The organism is Streptomyces xanthophaeus, assembly GCF_030440515.1.
Lineage (GTDB): Bacteria > Actinomycetota > Actinomycetes > Streptomycetales > Streptomycetaceae > Streptomyces > Streptomyces kutzneri.
Genome location: NZ_CP076543.1, coordinates 7,580,422 through 7,598,560, shown reverse-complemented (window position 1 = coordinate 7,598,560; position 18,139 = coordinate 7,580,422). Strand labels below are relative to the sequence as shown.

Below are 18,139 nucleotides of genomic sequence, written 5' to 3'. Positions count from 1 at the left end.
CGTGGAGGAACACCCGTGACCGAGCCGCGTCCCGGCAGCCGCCCCACCCTGGAGGCCGTCGCGGCGCACGCCGGGGTGTCCCGGGCCACCGCGTCCCGTGTGGTCAACGGCGGCGACGGGGTCCGCGCACATCTGGTGGACCGGGTGCGTACGGCGATCCGCGTGCTGGGATACGTCCCCAACCACGCGGCCCGCACCCTCGTCACCCGGCGCACCGGGGCCGTCGCGGTGATCATCGCCGAGCCGGAGATCCGGATCTTCTCGGACCCCTTCTTCTCGCGCCAGGTCCGCGGCATCGCCAAGGAGCTGACCGCGCACGACACCCAGCTCGTCCTGCTCCTGGTCGAGGACCGGGGCGACTACGACCGGATCGAGCGCTACCTGGCGGGCGGCCACGTCGACGGGGCTCTCGCCTTCTCTCTCCACACCGACGACCCGCTGCCCGCCATCACCCGCCGCATCGGCATGCCCACGGTCTACGGCGGCCGGCCCGGCTGGACCACCGGGACCGGGGAGGGCGCGGGCGCGGGCGAAGGCGAGGGCGTGGCCTATGTCGACGCCGACAACCGCGGGGGCGCGCGGGAGGCCGTGCGCTATCTGCTGGCGCAGGGCCGGAGGCGGATCGCGCACATCGCCGGCCCGCTCGACCAGACCTCGGCGGCCGACCGGCTGAGCGGCTACCGGGACGCGCTGGCGGCGGCCGGCCCGGAGCTGTTCGCCGAAGGGGACTTCACCCCGGCGGGCGGGGCCCGCGCGATGGCGGAGCTGCTGGACCGGGACGCCGGCATCGACGCCGTCTTCGCAGGGAACGACCTGATGGCGACGGGAGCCCTGCGCGTGCTGCGGGAGAGCGGCCGGACGGTGCCCGGGGACGTGGCGTTGGTCGGCTTCGACGACGCCGAACCGGTGGCGGAGAGCGCCGACCCGCCGCTGACGACCGTGCGCCAGGACATCGAGGGCATGGGCCGCCTGATGGCGAGGCTGCTGATGCACCGCCTGAACGGCGGTCCGGACGGGCGGCGGACCGCACCCGATCCGGTGATCACCGCCACGGCCCTGGTCCGGCGCGCGTCGGCCTGACCCGGCGCCGGACGCGCCGCAGGGGCCCGCCGTGCGGCGGGCCCCTGCGAGCGGGGAGCGGGTACTCCCGGATCAGCGCCGGACCGGGCACTGCTTCCAGGAGAAGTGGTAGACGCTGTTGATGCTGCCGTCCGTCGAGTCGAGCGCCATGAAGCTGGTGTGCGCCGGGTCCGAGGTACCCACCTCGGCGCGCAGCTCGGTGTTGATGTTGAAGTTGCGCTGCTCACCGCAGGGCGCGAAGACCAGGGCCTCGATGCCCGTGGTGTCGGTCGCCTGCCAGTTGTCGACGAGCTCGCCGTTGAACTTGTGGGTCCGGTACGCGGTCTGGCTCATGCCCTGGAAGTAGTAGCTGGCCTTCTGCGTGCCGACCGCGCCCGGCGCGAGGCTGCCGAAGCCGCGGTAGTCGACCTTGGCGACGGCGTAGGTGTACCCCTGGGGGACGTGGACGTCGAGGGAGAGGAGACAGTTCTTGCGGCCCTCGACGGCGGAGACTCCGCCACCGGCCTGGGCCAGGTATTCGCTGTAGGTGACGGTGAAGGCCGAGTTGTCCGGCGACACGGCGACGGCGGCACTGCCTGGACGGCAGCCCGATCCGTTCACGGAGGCGACGTCGACGGTGACCTGGTCGGTGGGGGCCGCGGGCGCCGCGGGCGAGGCGCCGGCGGCGGGGGTGAGCGCGACGAGCGTCGCGGTCATGGCGGCTGCGGTGAATCCGGTGCGGAGGGACTTGATCACACCGCCATGGATAGCGGTCCGCGGCGGCCCCGGTCGGCCGACGGGCACGCGGGCTCACCTCGATGGCCCAAGCCCGTCACCGCAGAAACGATAAATCTACCCAGACCCCTCGGCCGGATGGCCCCAGGTGGGCGCGGAGCACCGCGTCGCACCGTTCGCCGGTTCCGATTCTTCCTAATATCGGCGAGGTCTTTCAGGCAATCAGCGGGTTCTGGAGCCGGCCGGGGCGCCGGGTGCCGGGCCCTCCTGCGGTGAGGAGTCCCATGTCCCGCCCAGCACGCTCGTCCCGCGCACCACGCTCGTCCCGCGCACCGCGGCCACGCCCCGCCGCCCTGTCGGCACTGGCGCTCGCCACCGCCCTGGCCGTCGCCCTGGCGGGAGCCGCCCCGGCCTTCGCCGCGGCCCACCACACCGGCGACGAGGCCGGGGTGCTCGGCGAGGAGCACGCCCGCGCGCACGCACGGCTGCGCGAGGCCGCCAAGGGCAAGGGCTATCCGCAGTCGAAGCGCACGTCCAGCCTGGCCTCGCTGGAGGAGTCCCAGCGCAAGGGCAACGCGAAGTTCGACGCGGCCCGGTTCGGCCGGTTCACCCGGTTCTTCCCCTCCCCCGACTTCGGCGTCCACGTGGCCCAGCTGCCGACGGGCAAGGTGCTGCTCTTCTCCTTCGAACGGGTGGAGGCCGATCCCACCAAGGAGACCGGGCCCACCAACACCGTCGGCCGGACCAACGCGGGCCGCGCCTACCTCTGGGACCCCGCCCGGGGGACCGGGGCCAAGGCCTTCAAGAACGTGCCGCCCCCGGTGGTACTGATGCCCGACGGCGCCTACGCCCCGCGCCCGGCGCCGTTCTTCTGCGCCGGCCACTCCTACCTCCCCAACGGAATGGTGGGGGTGTTCGGCGGCAACGTCGGCGGGAAGGGCGGCAGCGGCGCCAAGCTGTCCTTCGTGTTCGACCCGTGGACCGAGAAGTGGTTCCGCAACCGCGACATGGCCGTGGGCCGCTGGTACCCCTCGGTGGTGACCGGGCCGGACGGCCGGCAGATCATCATGTCCGGCCAGTCCGAGCGCGGTACGGGCACGCCCACTCCGGTGGTGGAGCGCTTCCCCGCGCTCGGGCGGCCCGTGCCCTGGCGTTCGTACGACATCCCGGCGAACGTCCCTGCGGAGCGGCTCCGGTCACAGGCCCCCTTCCGGAACGACTATCCGCACCTCTTCTCGCTGCGGGACGGGAAGATCTACGGGCTCGGCCGCGACGCCGACCAGCAGTGGCTGTTCGACCCGGTCGCGGACACCCGCACCGACCTGCCCCGGCGGCCCGCCGACTTCCGGGGCTACGGTTCGGCCGTGCCGCTGCCGGCCGGTTTCCGGGGCCCGGACTCCGTGCTGGTGCTCGGCGGCGACCCGCGCGACCCGCTCACCTACCGGCTGTCCGGCGGCCGCTGGAGCATCGAGGAGCCGCGGGCCTTCGGCCGTACCCAGGACGGGACCCTGATCCTGCCCGACGGGACCCTGATCACGGTGAACGGCGCCCTGGACACCCGGAACTACGGCAACGGGCCCTTCAACCCGAAGGCCGACCTGAAGTACCGGCAGATCGAACTGCGGGACGCGCGCGGCCACTGGAAGCTGGGTCCGGCCCAGCGGCTGCCCCGCGGCTATCACTCCAACGCCCTGGTCCTGCCGGACGGCCGGATGATGGTCACCGGGGACGAGCTCCAGCAGATCGCCAACGATCCCGACATCAAGGACGGGATGGACGGCAGCATCGAGCTGTACGAGCCCGCCTACCTGCACCGGGGCGCCCGGCCGGCGCTCGACCGCGCCCCGGCGGGCGACCTCGGCCACGACGCGGTCTTCCAGGTCACGAGCTCGACGGCGAAGGACGTCAGGCGGGCCGTGCTGCTGGCACCGACGACCGTCACCCACTCGGTGAACACCAGCCAGCGCCACCTGGACCTGCGGATCACCGGCGTCCACGGCTCCACGATCGGGCTCCGCACGCCGCCGAGCGCGGCCGACGCCCCGCCCGGGTACTACATGCTCTTCCTGCTCGACGCGAAGGGCGTGCCCAGCACCGCAAAGTGGATCAAGCTGGGCACCCGTTAGGCCGTCTCTTTCGGATCTTGCCGGTTAAGCCCGCGTCGTCTGGTGCCGTGCCTCGCAAGGCGGAGGGGCGCCCGAGTACTGGACGTACTTGGGCGCTCCGACAACCTGGGGGTCCCCCCGGACGGAGTCTGGGGGATGAGGTGCGGTGCCAGGCGGCAGGGGGCACCTCCCAGCCCCCTGGGGCTGGGGGAGGGTCAGGCAAGATCCGAAAGAGACGGCCTAGGGGGGTGTACCGGAAGTGGGTCTCGTCAGGTGTCGAGCGGAAGTTCCAGCAGTTCGTCCGGGGGCTGGAAACCGAGGCGCCGATAGAGGGGGGTGCTGCGCTCCGACGGCCAGACGATCAAGCCCTCGAGGCCTGCACTGCGCGAATGCTGCTTCAGCGCCTCGAGGAGCGCGGAGCCGGCTCCTTTGTTCCGCTGTGACGGCAGGACGAAGTAGTTCGTGACATAGCCGACCGGGTTGTTGTCCTCGTAGGGCTCGGGCATCCGCTCCACCAGACAGAGGAAGACGTGACCGCAGATTTCGCCTTCGGTCTCCGCGACCCAGGCCGACCAGCGGCCATCGCTGAGCCGGTCGTGGATCCATTGCTCTGCCTCCTCCAGGGGCCGAGCGGGGGTCGGTGGTCGCCCTTCGTGGTCCTCTTGCTTGAACGTCCATCGGAGTTCGGCCAGGCGGCCCGCATCGGCGGGTCGGGCGGGGCGCACGATGAAGTCTGCGGTCATGGCGCGATTCTCCCGGCCACACCGCGGTGGGGGGATCTGTTTTCCGTGCCGGTCACAGCACTTCGTCGAGGGCCGCGACGAGGTGAGGTCCGGTGGGTCCGACCTCCGCGTGAGCGTCCGTGTCCGTGGTCGGCCGGCCGGCCGACCAACTGCCGCCGGGTCCGTTCGCCCGTTTCCACGTTTCACGAAGGAAGATCATCTTCCGTCGACCGGCTGACGGGACGCGCCGGCGGCTGGGACGATCCGTGACGTGATCGCATGGATGCACCGCACCCCGCACTGGGTGGTGACAGTGGTGTGCGCCACTGCGGCCGGCCTGCTCCTCGTCACGGGAAAGGGCACGCTTGCGACACACGACACAAAGGCCGTCGGGGAAGGCTCGGTTCGGGGCATGCGCGAAGGGAAGAACCGGCCTGCCCGCACCCGGCCTTCCGCAACAACGTCAGAGCTGGTCCGCGGCCTGGGCCGGGACGAACCGCACGACGGCCGCGCGCCCGGCCGTACGGACCCTGCAGTCGGGCGGTCCGGTCAGCAGGGCCGCGTCGTACGGGAGCAGCTCCGTGAGGTCACCGGCCCGTTCGAGTACCGCCGGTCCCTCCAGCGCGGCCACCAGCAGCGTCCCGCCCGGCGGGACCGCGAGGGCGAGCGTGCCCCGTACGACGGCGGTCTGCGCGCCCACCGCGCCCCTGCGGTACATCACGTTGAAGTTCACGACGGGGCCGGAGAGCAGCCGGCAGTCGGTCGGCTCGTCCCCGGGGAAGTCCTGCGGCGCGAACCGCTCGTCCACGAGCCGGCGTACGCCCGCCACCGTGAGGTCCATGCCCGCGCCCTCGGCGAGGGTCAGGGTGCGCCCGATGCCGGGGAAGGCCGAGAACGGGCCGTCTGCGGCGACCTCGGCCAGGCTCACCCGCCAGCCGAAGCCGTCCATGTCCGCGCCCTCGGGCCAGGCCGCGATCTCCCGGGTGACTCCCCCGCCGTTCTTCCAGACGGTGGCGGTGCGGTCGGCCGCCCGCAGGACCCTGATCCCGCCACCGCTCGGCGCGTCCATGGCGGTCAGGCCTTCTCCATCGAGGGGCGCAGACGGCCCAGCAGGGCGTAGAGCGTCGCGCTCTCGGCCTCGTCAAGGGTGTCCAGCGCGCCGTGCATGGCCTGCATCTCCTCGCGCACGCGGCGGATGACGTCGCGGCCCGCGTCCGTCGCGACGACGTTCTTGACGCGGCGGTCGGCGGGGTCCGGCTCCCGGCGCACCAGCTCGCGGGCCTCCAGCCGGTCGACGATGCCGGTCACGTTGGAGGCGTCGCACACCAGCAGGGTGGCGAGGCCGCGCATGGGTACGGGGCCGTCGAGCTGGGCGAGGACCCGGGCCTGGGTGGAGGTCAGGCCGTGCTGGGCCGCGGCGGCCGCGAACTCGCGCCATTGGGCGGTTCCGATCGCTGCGAGCAGCTCCAGCAGCTGGAGCTTGGTGGGGGTCTGCGTGGCGGTGTCGCTCATACCTGGAGCGTACTCAGGATGCTTCACATTATCAATTGTTTACTTGACCACCTTAACTATCGACGTCTACCGTCGGTCGAGTTACTTGAGAAGGTCAAACATCTGCGTTCCGAAGCTCTTCAGCTCCGAAACACGAAGAAGGTTCACCCCAGCCATGAGCACCCCCTCCCCCGCCACCCCGGCCTCCGGGCACCGGAACGAGACGGTCATCGTCTTCGCCCTGAGCCTGGCCGCCATGGTCGTGTCGATGATGCAGACCCTGCCGGTCCCGATCCTCGGCCTCATCCGTGAGGACCTCGGCACCACCACGGCCAACGTGAGCTGGGTGACCACCGCCACGCTGCTGTCGGCCGCGGTCTTCACCCCGCTGCTGGGCCGGTTCGGTGACCAGCACGGCAAGAAGCCCACCCTGGTCGCCGTGCTCGGCGTCATGGTCGCCGGCTCCGTCATCGCCGCGCTGGCGTCCTCGCTGCCGCTGCTGATCCTGGGCCGGGTGCTCCAGGGAGCCGCCACCGCGATCTTCCCGCTGGCGCTGTCCGTCCTGCGCGAAGAGGTCCGGCCGCAGAAGCTGCCGGGCGCGATGGCCCTGGTCAGCGGCACGCTGGCGTTCGGCAGCGGGCTCGCGCTCGTCGCGACCGGGCTGCTCACCTCCGGCTCGGGCGCGGACTACCGCAACGCCTTCTGGATGGCGACCGGCTTCGCGCTCCTCGCCCTGCTCGCAGTCGTCTTCCTCGTCCCGGCGACCCGCCACAAGACCGGCGGGCGCACCGACTTCCTGGGCGCGCTGACCCTCGGCATCGCGCTGCTGCTGCTCCTGCTGCCGATCTCCCAGGGCCACGAGTGGGGCTGGGGCTCCGCCCGTACGCTGGGCAGCTTCGCCGGCGCCGCCGTCATGGCCGCCGTCTGGGTGCTCGTCGAGCGCAAGGTGCGCGAGCCGCTCGTCGACATGAAGATGTTCGTCCACCGCCCCGTGCTCATGGCCAACCTGGCCGGCGTCCTCGTCGGCTTCGGCATGTTCGCGAACTTCCTGGGCGTCTCGTACCTCGTCCAGATGCCCGAGGCCCTCACCGGCTACGGCTTCGACGCGTCCATCCTGCGCGCCTCCGTGCAGTTCCTGCTGCCCGGCGCCATCGTCTCGCTGCTCGCCTCGCCGGTGGGCGGCCAGATCGTGCGCCACCGAGGTCCGCGTACGGCGCTGGCCCTCGCCGCTGCGCTCGGCGCGGCCGGCTTCGCCTGGCTGGTCCTGGACCACCAGCACAGCTTCTCCGTGATCGGAGCCGGGCTCGTCGTCGGTGCGGCCGTCAGCTTCGGCTACGCCGCCATGCCCGCCGTGATCATGTCCAGCGTCCCGCACCACCAGAGCGGCATCGCCAACGGCATCAACTCGATCTCCCGCTCCACGGGCAGTGCGATCGGCAGCGCCGTCGTCACCACGATCCTGGCCTCCAAGACCATCGAGCACCTGCCGACGGGGGTTCCCCCGCTGCCCGCCGAGTCCGGATTCACCCTCACCTTCGGGATCGGTGCGGTGGCGTTCGCGCTGGTCGCGGTGATCAGCTGGATCGGCCTGCGCAGCGGGCAGGGCACGGTGGCTGCGGCCGCCGGGCAGCCCGCGGCGGCGACCGGGAAGACGGAGCAGGCCGAGAAGACCGACAAGGCCGACAAGACCGCGAAGGCCGACGCCACCAGCTGACCGGTCGTCCGTCCCGTCACCCGGCCCGCCGGCCTGGCGGCCCGCCCTCCGCGTGTCGCTCGCGGCGGTCGGGCCCCCGGGCCTTGCATGGTTGGGTGCATGAAGGCTACGGACGTCATCGCCGACGGTTTCGGACGCATCCGGGAGATCGTGCACGAGGTCGTGGAAGGGGTCCCGCCGGAGCTGCTGAACGCGCGTGTGGACCCGGCGGCGAACTCGGTCACCTGGCTCATCTGGCACCTGACCCGGATCCAGGACGACCACATCGCGGACGCGGCCGGCACCGAGCAGGTCTGGGACTCCGAGGGCTGGTCGGACCGGTTCGCGCTCCCACTGCCCGCCGGGTCGACGGGGTACGGGCACTCGTCGCGGGACGTCTACACCGTCCGGGTGGACTCGGGCGAGCTGCTCCTGGGGTACTTCGACGCGGTGCACGAGCGGACCGCGCGGTTCGTCCACGGGCTCGCCGCCACCGACCTGGACCGGGTGGTCGACGAACGCTGGGATCCGCCGGTCACCCTCGGGGTACGCCTGGTCAGCGTGCTGGGGGACGACCTGCAGCACGCCGGGCAGGCGGCCTTCGTACGGGGCGTGCTGGAGCGGGACCGGGGCGCCTGACGCGGACCGGATCCGATCCCGTTGCCGGGACGGCGGCGCCGCCGATCGCGCCGGGCGACGTACGAGGGGCCGGGACCCCGTCCGGGTCCCGGCCCCCTCGCGTTACGCTCCGCTCGCTTCGAGCATGTCCTCGCGCTCGACGATCTTCACCCGCTCGCGGCCCTGGGGCTCGCCGAGGGCCTTCTCGGCCGCGTCCAGCTTGTACCAGCCCTCCCACGTCGTGTAGCGGACGCTGCGCTCGGCGAGGAAGGCCTCGACGGCCTCCGGCGCCGGTGCGGCCGGCTCGCTCAGGCGGCCCTCCGCATGGTCGGCGAGCAGGTTCGCGACGGTCTCGTTCGCGTCACCCTTGGTGTGGCCGATCAGGCCGACCGGGCCGCGCCGGATCCATCCGGTGACGTACGTCGACTGCAGGTGGCTGCCTGCCTCGATCACGCGGCCACCCTCGTCCGGGACCGTGCCGGACTCGACGTCCCAGGGCAGCTTGGGCAGCTCGTCGGAGAGGTAGCCCACGGCCCGGTAGACGGACTGGATGTCCCAGTCGGTGAAGGTGCCGGTGCCCTTGACGTTGCCGGTGCCGTCCAGCTCGGTGCGCTCGGTGCGCAGCCCGACGACCTTGCCGTCCTCGCCGAGGATCTCGGCGGGCGACTCGAAGAAGTGCAGGAACAGCTTGTGCGGGCGCTCGCCGATGTCGCGGATCGCCCAGTTCTCCAGGGTCTTGGCGACCATGTCGGCCTGCTTGTTGCCGCGGCGCGTGGCTATGGAGCCCTCGTCGTAGTCGATGTCCTCGGGGTTGACGATGACCTCGATGTTGGGCGAGTGGTCCAGCTCGCGCAGCTCCATGGGGCTGAACTTGGCCTGGGCCGGTCCGCGGCGGCCGAAGACGTGCACCTCGAGGGCCTTGTTCGCCTTGAGCCCGTCGTAGACGTTCGCGGGGATCTCGGTCGGAAGCAGCTCGTCGGCCGTCTTCGCGAGGATGCGCGCGACGTCGAGGGCGACGTTGCCGACGCCGAGGACGGCGACCTTCTCGGCCTCCAGCGGCCAGGTGCGCGGGACGTCCGGGTGGCCGTCGTACCAGGAGACGAAGTCGGCGGCGCCGTAGGAGCCGTCCAGCTCGACGCCCGGGATGGTCAGCGCGCGGTCGGCCGTGGCACCGGTGGAGAAGATCACGGCGTCGTAGAAGGACCGCAGCTCGTCGAGGCTGATGTCGTTCGGGTAGTCGACGTTCCCGAAGAGGCGCACCTGCGGCTTGTCGAGCACCTGGTGAAGGGCGGTGATGATGCCCTTGATCCGGGGGTGGTCGGGGGCGACGCCGTACCGGATCAGGCCGAAGGGCGCGGGCATCCGCTCGAAGAGGTCGATGGACACACCGGGCTCGACGGCCGCCTCGGACTTCAGCAGCGCGTCGGCGGCGTAGATACCGGCGGGGCCGGCACCGACGATTGCTACCCGCAGAGGGCGAGGCATGGCAGAGGTTCCCTTCGAGCGACGGCAAGGTGGATCAATGGGAACCCTAAACGAAGGTAAACCTAAGTCAGCACCCGGTGTCTCTTTATGACCCCATAATCAAAACTTATGACCTCCCCAAGCAGTCCTTGGAGCATAGGGGAACTCGCTGGTCAGCAGGGACGTCACCTGACAGACTGAAACCGCTTGATCACCCCAGGAGGACAAAATGGCTGACGAAACCGACACCCCGCAGGACGAGTCCCCGGCCGACGCGGCCAAGCGCAAGTTCCGCGAGGCCCTGGACCGCAACGCCGCGAACGCCCAGTCCCAGCAGGCCCACCAGAGCCGGGCGAAGGTCCAGGGTGCCAGCAGCGGCCCCGGTGGCAAGAACAAGAAGGTCCGCCGCAAGACCGGCTGACCCTCGGACCCGAGGAGCCCGCCCCCGCCGCCACGGCCGGGGGTGGCTCGATCCGCCATTGGGCCACTCGGGTGAGTGGGGATAACCCCGAGCGCCGTCGACAGTTGATCAGCACGTCCCGCCGAGGGCAGCCATCACATGCGACAGTGCGACAGAAGGATCCCCACATGTTCAAGAAGTTCATGGCCACCGCAGCCGCCACCGCCGCCGTGCTCGGCGCGGGTGCCGCAGTCGCCACCCCGGCGATGGCGATCGGCAACGACAACGGCGTCAACACCGTCAACGGCAACGGCTCGGCCCAGATCTACGGCAACCAGGAGACCCACGGCAAGATGAGCCCGCAGCTCGGCGCCGTCCAGGGCTCACTCAACAAGCTCTGCATCGGCCTGCCGGCCAAGGTCAACGCCCAGTCCCTGTTCGCGCTCCTTGCCAACGTCGGTGTCCAGGACGTCAACGTCCTGTCGAACCCGCAGAACCAGCAGTGCACCGAGAACTCCACCCAGGCCAAGGGTGACGAGGCCCTCTCGCACATCGCCAGCAACATCCCGGTCCTCTCCGGAAACCTCTCCGCAGGCAGCTGATCGGCTCGATCCCGCGCCGGTGTCACGCGTCACGCGTGATGCCGGCGCGTTTCATTTGGTCTAGACCTTGACAGGTTCAGACCATTTTCGCTTCAGTGGGCACCGTTGCCCCCACGGCAAGTCCCCCCACTGAAGGAGCAGTTACGTGATACGTGCGCTTCGCCTCCGCGCCCTCGCACTCACCGCCGCCGCGGCCGTCACGGCCGGCCTCGCCCTTACCCTCCCCTCCTCCCCCGCCGTCGCCGCGACCCCCTGCGCAGGCGCCTGGACCTCCTCCGCCGTCTACACGGGCGGCATGAGCGCCTCGTACGGCGGACACAACTGGCAGGCGAAGTGGTGGACCCAGGGCGAGACGCCCGGCACCACCGGCCAGTGGGGCGTCTGGTCGGACCAGGGCTCCTGCGGCGGCGGGGGCCAGGACCCGGATCCGGGCAACCCCAGCGGATTCGTGGTCTCCGAGGCCCAGTTCAACCAGATGTTCCCGAACCGGAACCCCTTCTACACCTACAACGGCCTGGTCGCGGCGCTGTCCGCCTACCCCGGGTTCGCCAAGACCGGCGACGACACCACCAAGCGGCGCGAGGCCGCGGCCTTCCTCGCGAACGTCTCCCACGAGACGGGCGGGCTCGTGCACATCGTGGAGCAGAACACCGCCAACTACCCCCACTACTGCGACGCGAGCCAGCCGTACGGCTGTCCCGCGGGACAGGCCGCCTACTACGGCCGCGGGCCCATCCAGCTCAGCTGGAACTTCAACTACAAGGCCGCCGGTGACGCCCTCGGCATCAACCTGCTCGCCAACCCGTACCTCGTGGAGCAGGATCCGGCCGTCGCCATGAAGACGGCGCTCTGGTACTGGAACACCCAGAACGGCCCGGGCACCATGACCGCCCACGCCGCCATGGTGAACGGCGCGGGCTTCGGGGAGACCATCCGCTCGATCAACGGCTCCCTGGAGTGCAACGGCGGCAACCCCGCCCAGGTCCAGAGCCGCATCTCGAAGTACCAGAGCTTCACGCAGCTGCTCGGGGTGACCCCCGGGAACAACCTCGGCTGCTGAGCAACGGTGCCGTGGCGGTCACCGCGTGCGCAGCGCGGTGGCCAGCTGGGCCCGTGAGCGGACGTCGAGCTTCTGGTAGATCCGGGTCAGCCGGGCCTCCACCGTCTTGACGCTGAGGAACAGCTTCGCCGCGGCCTCCTGGTTGCTGGCACCCTGGCTGACCAGCAGCGCGAGCCGGGTCTCGGCCTCGGTCAGGGTCGCGGCCGCCGGGACCCGCGCACCGGCGCCGTCGCCGGGGGCCGGCTCCCTGGCGAGCTCCGTCCAGGGGGCGGCCCCGGCCCGGTCGAAGACCTCGGCCGCGGCCCTGAGTGCCGCACGGGCCGGCGCGCGCCGGCGTCGTCGGCGCTCCACCCGGGCGAGGGCGAGCAGCGTACGGCCGCGTTCCAGCGGCAGCCGCAGGACCTCGAAGCGCTGTGCGGTGGTCTCCAGCAGGTGCACGGCCGCGTCGGCGTCACCCTGGGCGGACAGGCACAGCCCGCGGGCCCGGTCGAGCGCCGCGACGACCCCGGTACGGCCGAGGCCGACGGCGACCGTGCGGACGGAGGACAGCAGCCGGGCCGCCTCCTCGGGTGCGTCGGCGGCGATCAGGGCCTCGGCGAGCTCCCCGTGCCAGCGCAGGATCGAGGGGTCCACCACCTGCTGGGCGGCCTCCAGCTCGGCGACGCGGCGCAGGGTGGCGACGGCCTTCGCCGCTTCTCCCGTGGCGAGTTCGACGAGGCCGAGCGCGTGCAGGCTGCGGGAGAGGAAGACCTGGTCGTGCTCCTCCTGCGAGGCCTGGATGCCGCGCCGGGCGTAGCCGGCGGCCCGGGCGAAGCTGCCGCCCATGGCCTCGGCCATCGCGGCGACGTACCAGGCGGGGCCGGGCGAGAGGCCCGCGTCGATCGTGAGCTCCAGGGCCCGGCGGGCATGGGCGGAGGCGGCCTCGCACCGGCCGCTGCGCAGTTCGACCTCGGTGAGGCTGCGCAGGACCTCGAAGACGTCCTCGGCGGAGCCGGTGCGCTGGACGGCGGGCAGCAGGACCATCAGCTGGCGGCGGGCGTCGTCGAGGCCGTCGTCGAAGAGGGCGTGCCGGACGGCGAGGTACTGGGGTGCGTTGCGCATGCCGAGGGGCACCTCGGGGGCGGGCAGGGCGAGGGCCTCGGCCAGGATCGCCTCGGCGCCCGGGTCGCCGAGGATGCGGCCCATGCGGGCCCGTACGGTCAGGGCCATGGCCTCGGCGACCTGGTCGCCGCCGAGTGCGGCGAGCGCGCCGGCGCGGGCGGCGGCGTCGCGGGAGCGGACCGGGTCGCCGTCGCTGAGGTTGTGCTTCCAGGCGATCCGCAGCTGGACGGCGGCCTGGAGCGAGGGGTCCCCGGCGGCCTCGTCCATGGCGTACGCGATGGTCTCGTCGAGGGCGCCCAGGGCCTGCCCGGCGGCGTCGATCACGGCGAGCCGGGCCCGTACGCGGTCGGCGGGCGAGGCGTCGCGGGCCAGGACGGCCCCGGTGGCGCGGCGGGCGAGGTCGGCGCGGCCGGACCAGCCGGCGTCCTCGGCGGCCGCGACCAGGCGGGCCAGTTCCGCGCCGGCCAGCCAGGACGGCGTCCGTTCGGCGGCGAGCAGGCCCAGTTCGGCGGCGAGCGCGCGCTGGCCCCGGCGGCGGCAGGCCGCGGCGGCCTCGGTGATCTCCTCGGCGAGCCACTGGTCGGGGGTGTCCACGGCCAGCGCGCGGTGGCGTACGGCCTGGACGGGATCGTCGACGGCGGCGGCCAGGGCCGCGTGTCCGGCGGAGCGTTCGGGCCAGCCGGCGTCGGCGGCGAGCGCGGTGGGCAGGGCGCCGGCGGTGAACTCCACGGAGCCGTCCTCGCCCACCCTGACCAGCGCGGCCCGTTCCGCCTCGGCCAGCTCGGCCTCGGCGTCGGGGCGGCCGGCGCGGCGCAGCAGGGAGAGGGTGGGGCGGGTGGCGAGGGCGGCGAGCAGCAGGGTGCGGCGGGCCTGGGCGGGGGCGGCGGCGAGGAGCCGGCGGGCCACCTCGCGGGCCTGTCCGGAGACGGGCAGGGTGTCGGCGTGGTGGGCACTGCTGTCGCGGGCCTCGGCGGCTTCGGCGAGGGAGTGGCCGAGGGCGAGGGCGAGGCGCGGGTTGCCGCCGCTGGCCTGGTGGATCCGGCCGGCGAGGCGGGCCGGGAGGCCGTGGCGGACGAGGAGTTCGGCGACCTCGTCGGCGCCCAGCGGGGGTACCCGGATGGCGGGGACGCCGGGGCCGCAGAGGGGTTCGCCCACCGGGACGCCGCCCTGGACGCATTCGGCGACCAGGACCCGTACGCGGGGCGGGGTGAGGCGCAGGGCGAAGCGGAGCAGGTCGGTGCTCTCGGCGTCGAGCCACTGGGCGTTGTCGAGGACGAGCAGGACGGGGTCGCGGTCGGCGAGCCTCCGCAGCACCTCGACCACGGCGAGGCGCAGGGCGATGTGGTCGCGGCCGGCCCGGGGGGCGTCGGCCTCGCGCCGCAGGAGGGCGATGGCGGTGCGCTGGGGGCCGGAGAGCTGTTCCAGGGCGCCGCCGGGTACGGAGGCGAGGAGGGCGGCGGCGGACGCCTCGGGTATCCATTGGTCGGCGGCCTCGGGGGCGAGGCTCAGCACGGTCTCGCGGCGCGATGCGGCCGCGGCCGCGACGGCGCGCACCACCTCGGTCTTGCCCGCGCCGGCCGGTCCGGTCAGGAGCGCCCGGCCGTGCGTGGTCAGCGCGCGGTCGACCGCCTTGATCAGTTCTCCGTGTCCGACACTTGTGTCAGCGTGCCCCGTCGCCGCCACCACGCACAGCCACCAGCCTCTCGGTCCCAGCTCCGGTGCCCTTCCTGTGAGAGGCGACAATACGAGGTCGAGTGGCGGGCGGACACGGATTGTGACGCAGAAATCAGTCTCGTACCGGGAAAACCCGTCGGACCTGCCGATACGAGGTGTATCAGCAGGTCCGCGGGCGCTCTTTGGTCCGTACTATCGGACCGTCAGGCCGAGTTGGCTCCTGATCAGAAGGTCAGGTTCCAGGAGTCGATCTTGCCGGTGTCGCCGCCGGCGTTGTCGTTGACCCGCAGCTTCCAGGTGCCGTTCGCGGCCTCGGAGGAGGCGTTCACGGTGTAGACCTGGTTGATGTTGTCGGTGCTGCTGCCGGAACGGTTGTGCAGGTTGTAGACGCTGCCGTCGGGGGCGACGAGGTCGACCTTGAGGTCACCGATGTAGCTGTGCACGATGTTCACGCCCACCTTGAGGGTGGCCGGGGCGTTGCCGGAGACACCGCTGACGGTGATCGGGCTCTCCACCGTGGTGTTGTCGCCGATGGCGAAGTCCGTGGTGTTCTCGAAGCCCGAGGTGGGCTGGGTCGAGGTCACCGCGGCGACGGTCGCGGCCGCGTCGGCGAGGCCGGCGCCGCAGCCACCGGTGCAGGTACCGGCCAGCGGGCGGGCGTTGGTCTTGATCGCCGACTCGATCTGGGCCGGGGTCAGCGAGGTGTTCGCCGACTTCAGCAGGGCGGCCAGGCCCGCGATGTGCGGGGCGGCCATGCTGGTGCCCTGGTAGGGCTTGTAGATCTCGGCACCGGGGGTGGTGGTGCCGGCGTTCAGGGTGGAGAGGATCGCGTTCTCGGGGGTGGTGACGGTGCCGGGCGTGTCGGTGGCGCGGCGGGTCTCACCGCCCGGGGCGGCGATGTCGATGATCGAGCCGAAGTTCGAGTAGTACGAGCGGTCGCCGGCGCGGTTCGTCGACGCCACGTTGATCACGTTGTTGCAGCTGGCGGGCGAGAAGCCGGACGCGTTGGCGTTGCTGTTGCCGGCGGCGACGACGACGGTCGTACCGCGGGCGACGGCGGCGTTGATGGCGTTCTGGTAGCTGGTGCCGCAGGTGCCCGAGCCGCCGAGGCTCATGTTGATGACCTTGGCCGGGGTGGCGTTGGCCGGGACGCCCGCGACGGAGCCGCCGGACGCCCAGGTGATGGCGTCGACGATGTCCGAGGTGGCACCGCCGCACTTGCCGAGCACGCGGACGGGCTGGATCTTCGCGCCGTAGGCGATGCCGGCGACACCCTTGGAGTTGTTGGTGGCCGCGGCGATGGTGCCCGCGACGTGGGTGCCGTGCCAGGAGGAGGTGCTGGCCTTGGAGCCGGTGCCGCACTCGCCGTCGGTGGCGTTCCAGTCGCCCTCGTCGGCCGGGTTGCTGTCACGGCCGTTGCCGTCGCGGGCCTCGGAGGCGGTGGAGATGAAGTCGTAGCCGGCGACGATGTTCGGGGCGACGTCCGAGTGGGCGACGTAGCCGGTGTCGATCACGGCGACGGTGACGCCGGAGCCCGTGGTCTTGTCCCAGGCACCGGGGACGTTCATGCCGGCGGTGGGCTCGAAGAGGTCCCACTGCTTGGCGTACTCGGTGTCGTTCGGGGTGACGGCCATGGCGTAGGCGCGGGTGTCCGGCTCCACGTAGGCGACGTCCGGGTCGGCGCGGAACTGGGCGATCACGTCGGCCGCGGCGGCCGGGGCGACCGTTCCGCCGAGGTTGACGAGGGCGGCTCCGGTGCCGAGGCGGCGGTCGAACTTCGCCTTCTTGCCGGCCTTCTTGCCCTTGGCGGCGGCGTCGTCGGCCGCTGCGCTGTTCGAGCTGGCCTCGGTGGCCGAGGACTTGTATCCGACGATGAGGTTCTCGACCGGCGCGGTCGGGGCGACCGTGGCCGCCGGTGCCGCGCCGGGGTTCTCGACGGCCGCGGCCACGGAGGCGGTGGCCGTGGCGGAGCCGGCGAGCAGGGTGACGGACATGGCCACCACGGATATGAGCCGACGTCTGGAAGCGTGCACGTGTTCCCCTTCGAGGGCCGTTTCCGGGCATGCCGGAGCGGCCGGTCAGTGCAGTGTGGGAGGTTCCGGCGGCCGCGGGACCGGGAGCGAGTTGGTCGAGCTCGCCCCGGCCTCCGCCGCGCGCCACGTCGCCCGAGCCGCAACGGCGGGGCCGGGCAACGGCGGTCCCGGCTCTCCCCCCGACCGGTGCGGCCTTCACGCCATGTGGGGTTGGCGTGTGTGCCGTAGGGTCAGGGGAAGATCGCCGGTGGGCAGACAGTAGGCAACACGGGGATGAACTCGATACGGGGAAAACCCTTGTCCGGCCCCTGCGGCTCCCCCCAGGGGTCCCTCGGCAGGCGCGCTGACCAGGCATGTTGGCCGTCCGCGCGACGGCTGCGCGGAACCGGGAGCGGGAACGGAACCGTCCCTACCGCGGCGGGTGGAGCGTGCGGAAGTACGTCCAGCTGGTCTCGTTCGGCTCGCTCCACTTCTCCGGGGCGTGGGCGAATTCGGGGTGGTGCCCGGCGATGTAGGCGCGGGTGCGTTCCGGGACCTGCGCGTACGAGTCCAGCTTGCGGCCGCGGCAGTGGAAGGTGAGGCCGCCGGGGCGCTGCCCCTGTTCCATCCAGGGCAGCCACGGGGACATCCGGGTCCAGGACATCGTGGCGGGGACGCTCACCGCATCGGTGTTCAGTGTGGTCGCGGGCGCGAAGAACTGGAACAGCTCCAGGGCGCGGTAGGTGTCGTCGGCCGAGTGGGCGGGGTACTGCGCGACCGGCAGGGGCGAGGGGTAGGCCAGCGGGATCTCCAGGCTGAAGCAGACCTGGTCGCCCAGTTCCGTCAGGGGGACCGGGAAGGGCCGCCACTTCTGGTTGGCCGGATCGTTCCACACGTGGACCACGGGCTTGTCCTGCCAGATCTCCAGGATCTCCCGGGTCACGGGATCGAGGTAGAACGCGGCCTCCCTGGACAGGAGCTGGTAGCCGCCGAGCTCCTCGTCCGCCACGAGGCGGGCGACGTTGAGCCCTTCGAAGCCGAAGAGGCGCCGGTAGGGCTCGCCCGGGGCCCAGGAGTGGACGTCCCCGGTCCACCAGTAGGTGACCTCGGCGCCGTCGAGCGAGGCGCGGGTGCGGGCGAATGCGTGCAGGAGCTCGGCGGGTGTCAGCTCTGATGTCATACGCCCCACTGTGCGCGGTCGCCGCACGGCCGGACAAGCAGCCCCACGGACAACCTCGGTCCCGTCGGTGACGTGTCGGGCAGCTGCGCGACGCACGTGCGGATGGCCGTCGAGGGGACCCCCGCCGCCCAGCCCCGCTCCTGGGCCCACACCCCGCGGAGGCAGTCCGGGAACACCTCGGCGCCTGGCTGGAGGAGCATCCTGAGCAGGCGGAGGCCCTCAT

Annotated in this window: 15 protein-coding genes; 7 read left to right on the top strand and 8 right to left on the bottom strand. The window is 72.2% G+C overall.

The features are described 5' to 3' along the window. Window positions 1-15: 15 nt before the first annotated feature. Window positions 16-1,080 (top strand): LacI family DNA-binding transcriptional regulator, encoded by a 1,065-nt coding sequence (locus tag KO717_RS33955; RefSeq protein WP_301373311.1) that lies wholly within the window; start codon window positions 16-18, stop codon window positions 1,078-1,080. Between the two features lie 72 nt (window positions 1,081-1,152). Here the strand turns inward: KO717_RS33955 and KO717_RS33950 are convergent, their stop codons facing one another. Continuing rightward, window positions 1,153-1,776, bottom strand: a complete 624-nt coding sequence (locus KO717_RS33950) for a DUF4360 domain-containing protein (RefSeq protein WP_437184668.1) — start codon at window positions 1,774-1,776, stop codon at window positions 1,153-1,155. A 302-nt stretch (window positions 1,777-2,078) separates the two neighbouring features. Between KO717_RS33950 and KO717_RS33945 the strand changes: the two genes are divergently transcribed. Continuing rightward, the gene (locus KO717_RS33945; protein WP_301373306.1) at window positions 2,079-3,920 is read left to right on the top strand and encodes a glyoxal oxidase; all 1,842 of its coding nucleotides are present in this window, start codon (window positions 2,079-2,081) and stop codon (window positions 3,918-3,920) included. A gap of 248 nt (window positions 3,921-4,168) precedes the next feature. Here the strand turns inward: KO717_RS33945 and KO717_RS33940 are convergent, their stop codons facing one another. The 3 genes from KO717_RS33940 to KO717_RS33930 all read right to left on the bottom strand — a co-directional run bounded on the left by KO717_RS33940 (window position 4,169) and on the right by KO717_RS33930 (window position 6,133). Next, complete coding sequence (locus KO717_RS33940; RefSeq protein WP_301373304.1) at window positions 4,169-4,642, bottom strand: GNAT family N-acetyltransferase; 474 nt, start codon at window positions 4,640-4,642, stop codon at window positions 4,169-4,171. A gap of 442 nt (window positions 4,643-5,084) precedes the next feature. Further along, window positions 5,085-5,690, bottom strand: a complete 606-nt coding sequence (locus KO717_RS33935) for a HutD/Ves family protein (protein ID WP_301373302.1) — start codon at window positions 5,688-5,690, stop codon at window positions 5,085-5,087. A 5-nt stretch (window positions 5,691-5,695) separates the two neighbouring features. Beyond that, window positions 5,696-6,133, bottom strand: a complete 438-nt coding sequence (locus KO717_RS33930; RefSeq protein ID WP_189742441.1) for a MarR family winged helix-turn-helix transcriptional regulator — start codon at window positions 6,131-6,133, stop codon at window positions 5,696-5,698. Window positions 6,134-6,287: 154 nt separating this feature from the next. Here KO717_RS33930 and KO717_RS33925 point away from each other — a divergent pair, with 154 nt between their 5' ends. Then, window positions 6,288-7,826, top strand: coding sequence for an MFS transporter (locus tag KO717_RS33925; RefSeq protein WP_301373299.1), 1,539 nt, complete (start codon window positions 6,288-6,290; stop codon window positions 7,824-7,826). 99 nt (window positions 7,827-7,925) lie between these two features. After that, entirely contained in the window at window positions 7,926-8,444 is a 519-nt protein-coding gene (locus KO717_RS33920; protein ID WP_301373297.1) for a mycothiol transferase, read from the top strand. Window positions 8,445-8,546: 102 nt separating this feature from the next. Here the strand turns inward: KO717_RS33920 and KO717_RS33915 are convergent, their stop codons facing one another. After that, window positions 8,547-9,908: an FAD-dependent oxidoreductase gene (locus tag KO717_RS33915; RefSeq protein ID WP_301373295.1), complete on the bottom strand. Its 1,362-nt coding sequence runs from the start codon at window positions 9,906-9,908 to the stop codon at window positions 8,547-8,549. A gap of 208 nt (window positions 9,909-10,116) precedes the next feature. Here KO717_RS33915 and KO717_RS33910 point away from each other — a divergent pair, with 208 nt between their 5' ends. From KO717_RS33910 to KO717_RS33900, 3 genes are all read left to right on the top strand, one after another. Then, window positions 10,117-10,308, top strand: coding sequence for a DUF5302 domain-containing protein (locus KO717_RS33910; RefSeq protein ID WP_030384532.1), 192 nt, complete (start codon window positions 10,117-10,119; stop codon window positions 10,306-10,308). Window positions 10,309-10,475: 167 nt separating this feature from the next. Beyond that, complete coding sequence (locus tag KO717_RS33905) at window positions 10,476-10,889, top strand: rodlin (RefSeq protein ID WP_301373292.1); 414 nt, start codon at window positions 10,476-10,478, stop codon at window positions 10,887-10,889. Window positions 10,890-11,034: 145 nt separating this feature from the next. Further along, complete coding sequence (locus KO717_RS33900) at window positions 11,035-11,949, top strand: glycoside hydrolase family 19 protein (RefSeq protein WP_301373290.1); 915 nt, start codon at window positions 11,035-11,037, stop codon at window positions 11,947-11,949. Window positions 11,950-11,967: 18 nt separating this feature from the next. On the opposite strand, the gene KO717_RS33895 is transcribed toward KO717_RS33900, so the two are convergent. From KO717_RS33895 to KO717_RS33885, 3 genes are all read right to left on the bottom strand, one after another. Beyond that, window positions 11,968-14,736: a helix-turn-helix transcriptional regulator gene (locus KO717_RS33895; protein ID WP_301373289.1), complete on the bottom strand. Its 2,769-nt coding sequence runs from the start codon at window positions 14,734-14,736 to the stop codon at window positions 11,968-11,970. Between the two features lie 212 nt (window positions 14,737-14,948). Continuing rightward, on the bottom strand, window positions 14,949-16,718 hold the full coding sequence (locus tag KO717_RS33890) for a S8 family peptidase (RefSeq protein ID WP_301374926.1): 1,770 nt from the start codon (window positions 16,716-16,718) through the stop codon (window positions 14,949-14,951). Between the two features lie 448 nt (window positions 16,719-17,166). Further along, window positions 17,167-17,916 (bottom strand): DUF1838 family protein, encoded by a 750-nt coding sequence (locus KO717_RS33885; protein ID WP_301373287.1) that lies wholly within the window; start codon window positions 17,914-17,916, stop codon window positions 17,167-17,169. Between the last annotated feature and the right edge of the window lie 223 nt (window positions 17,917-18,139).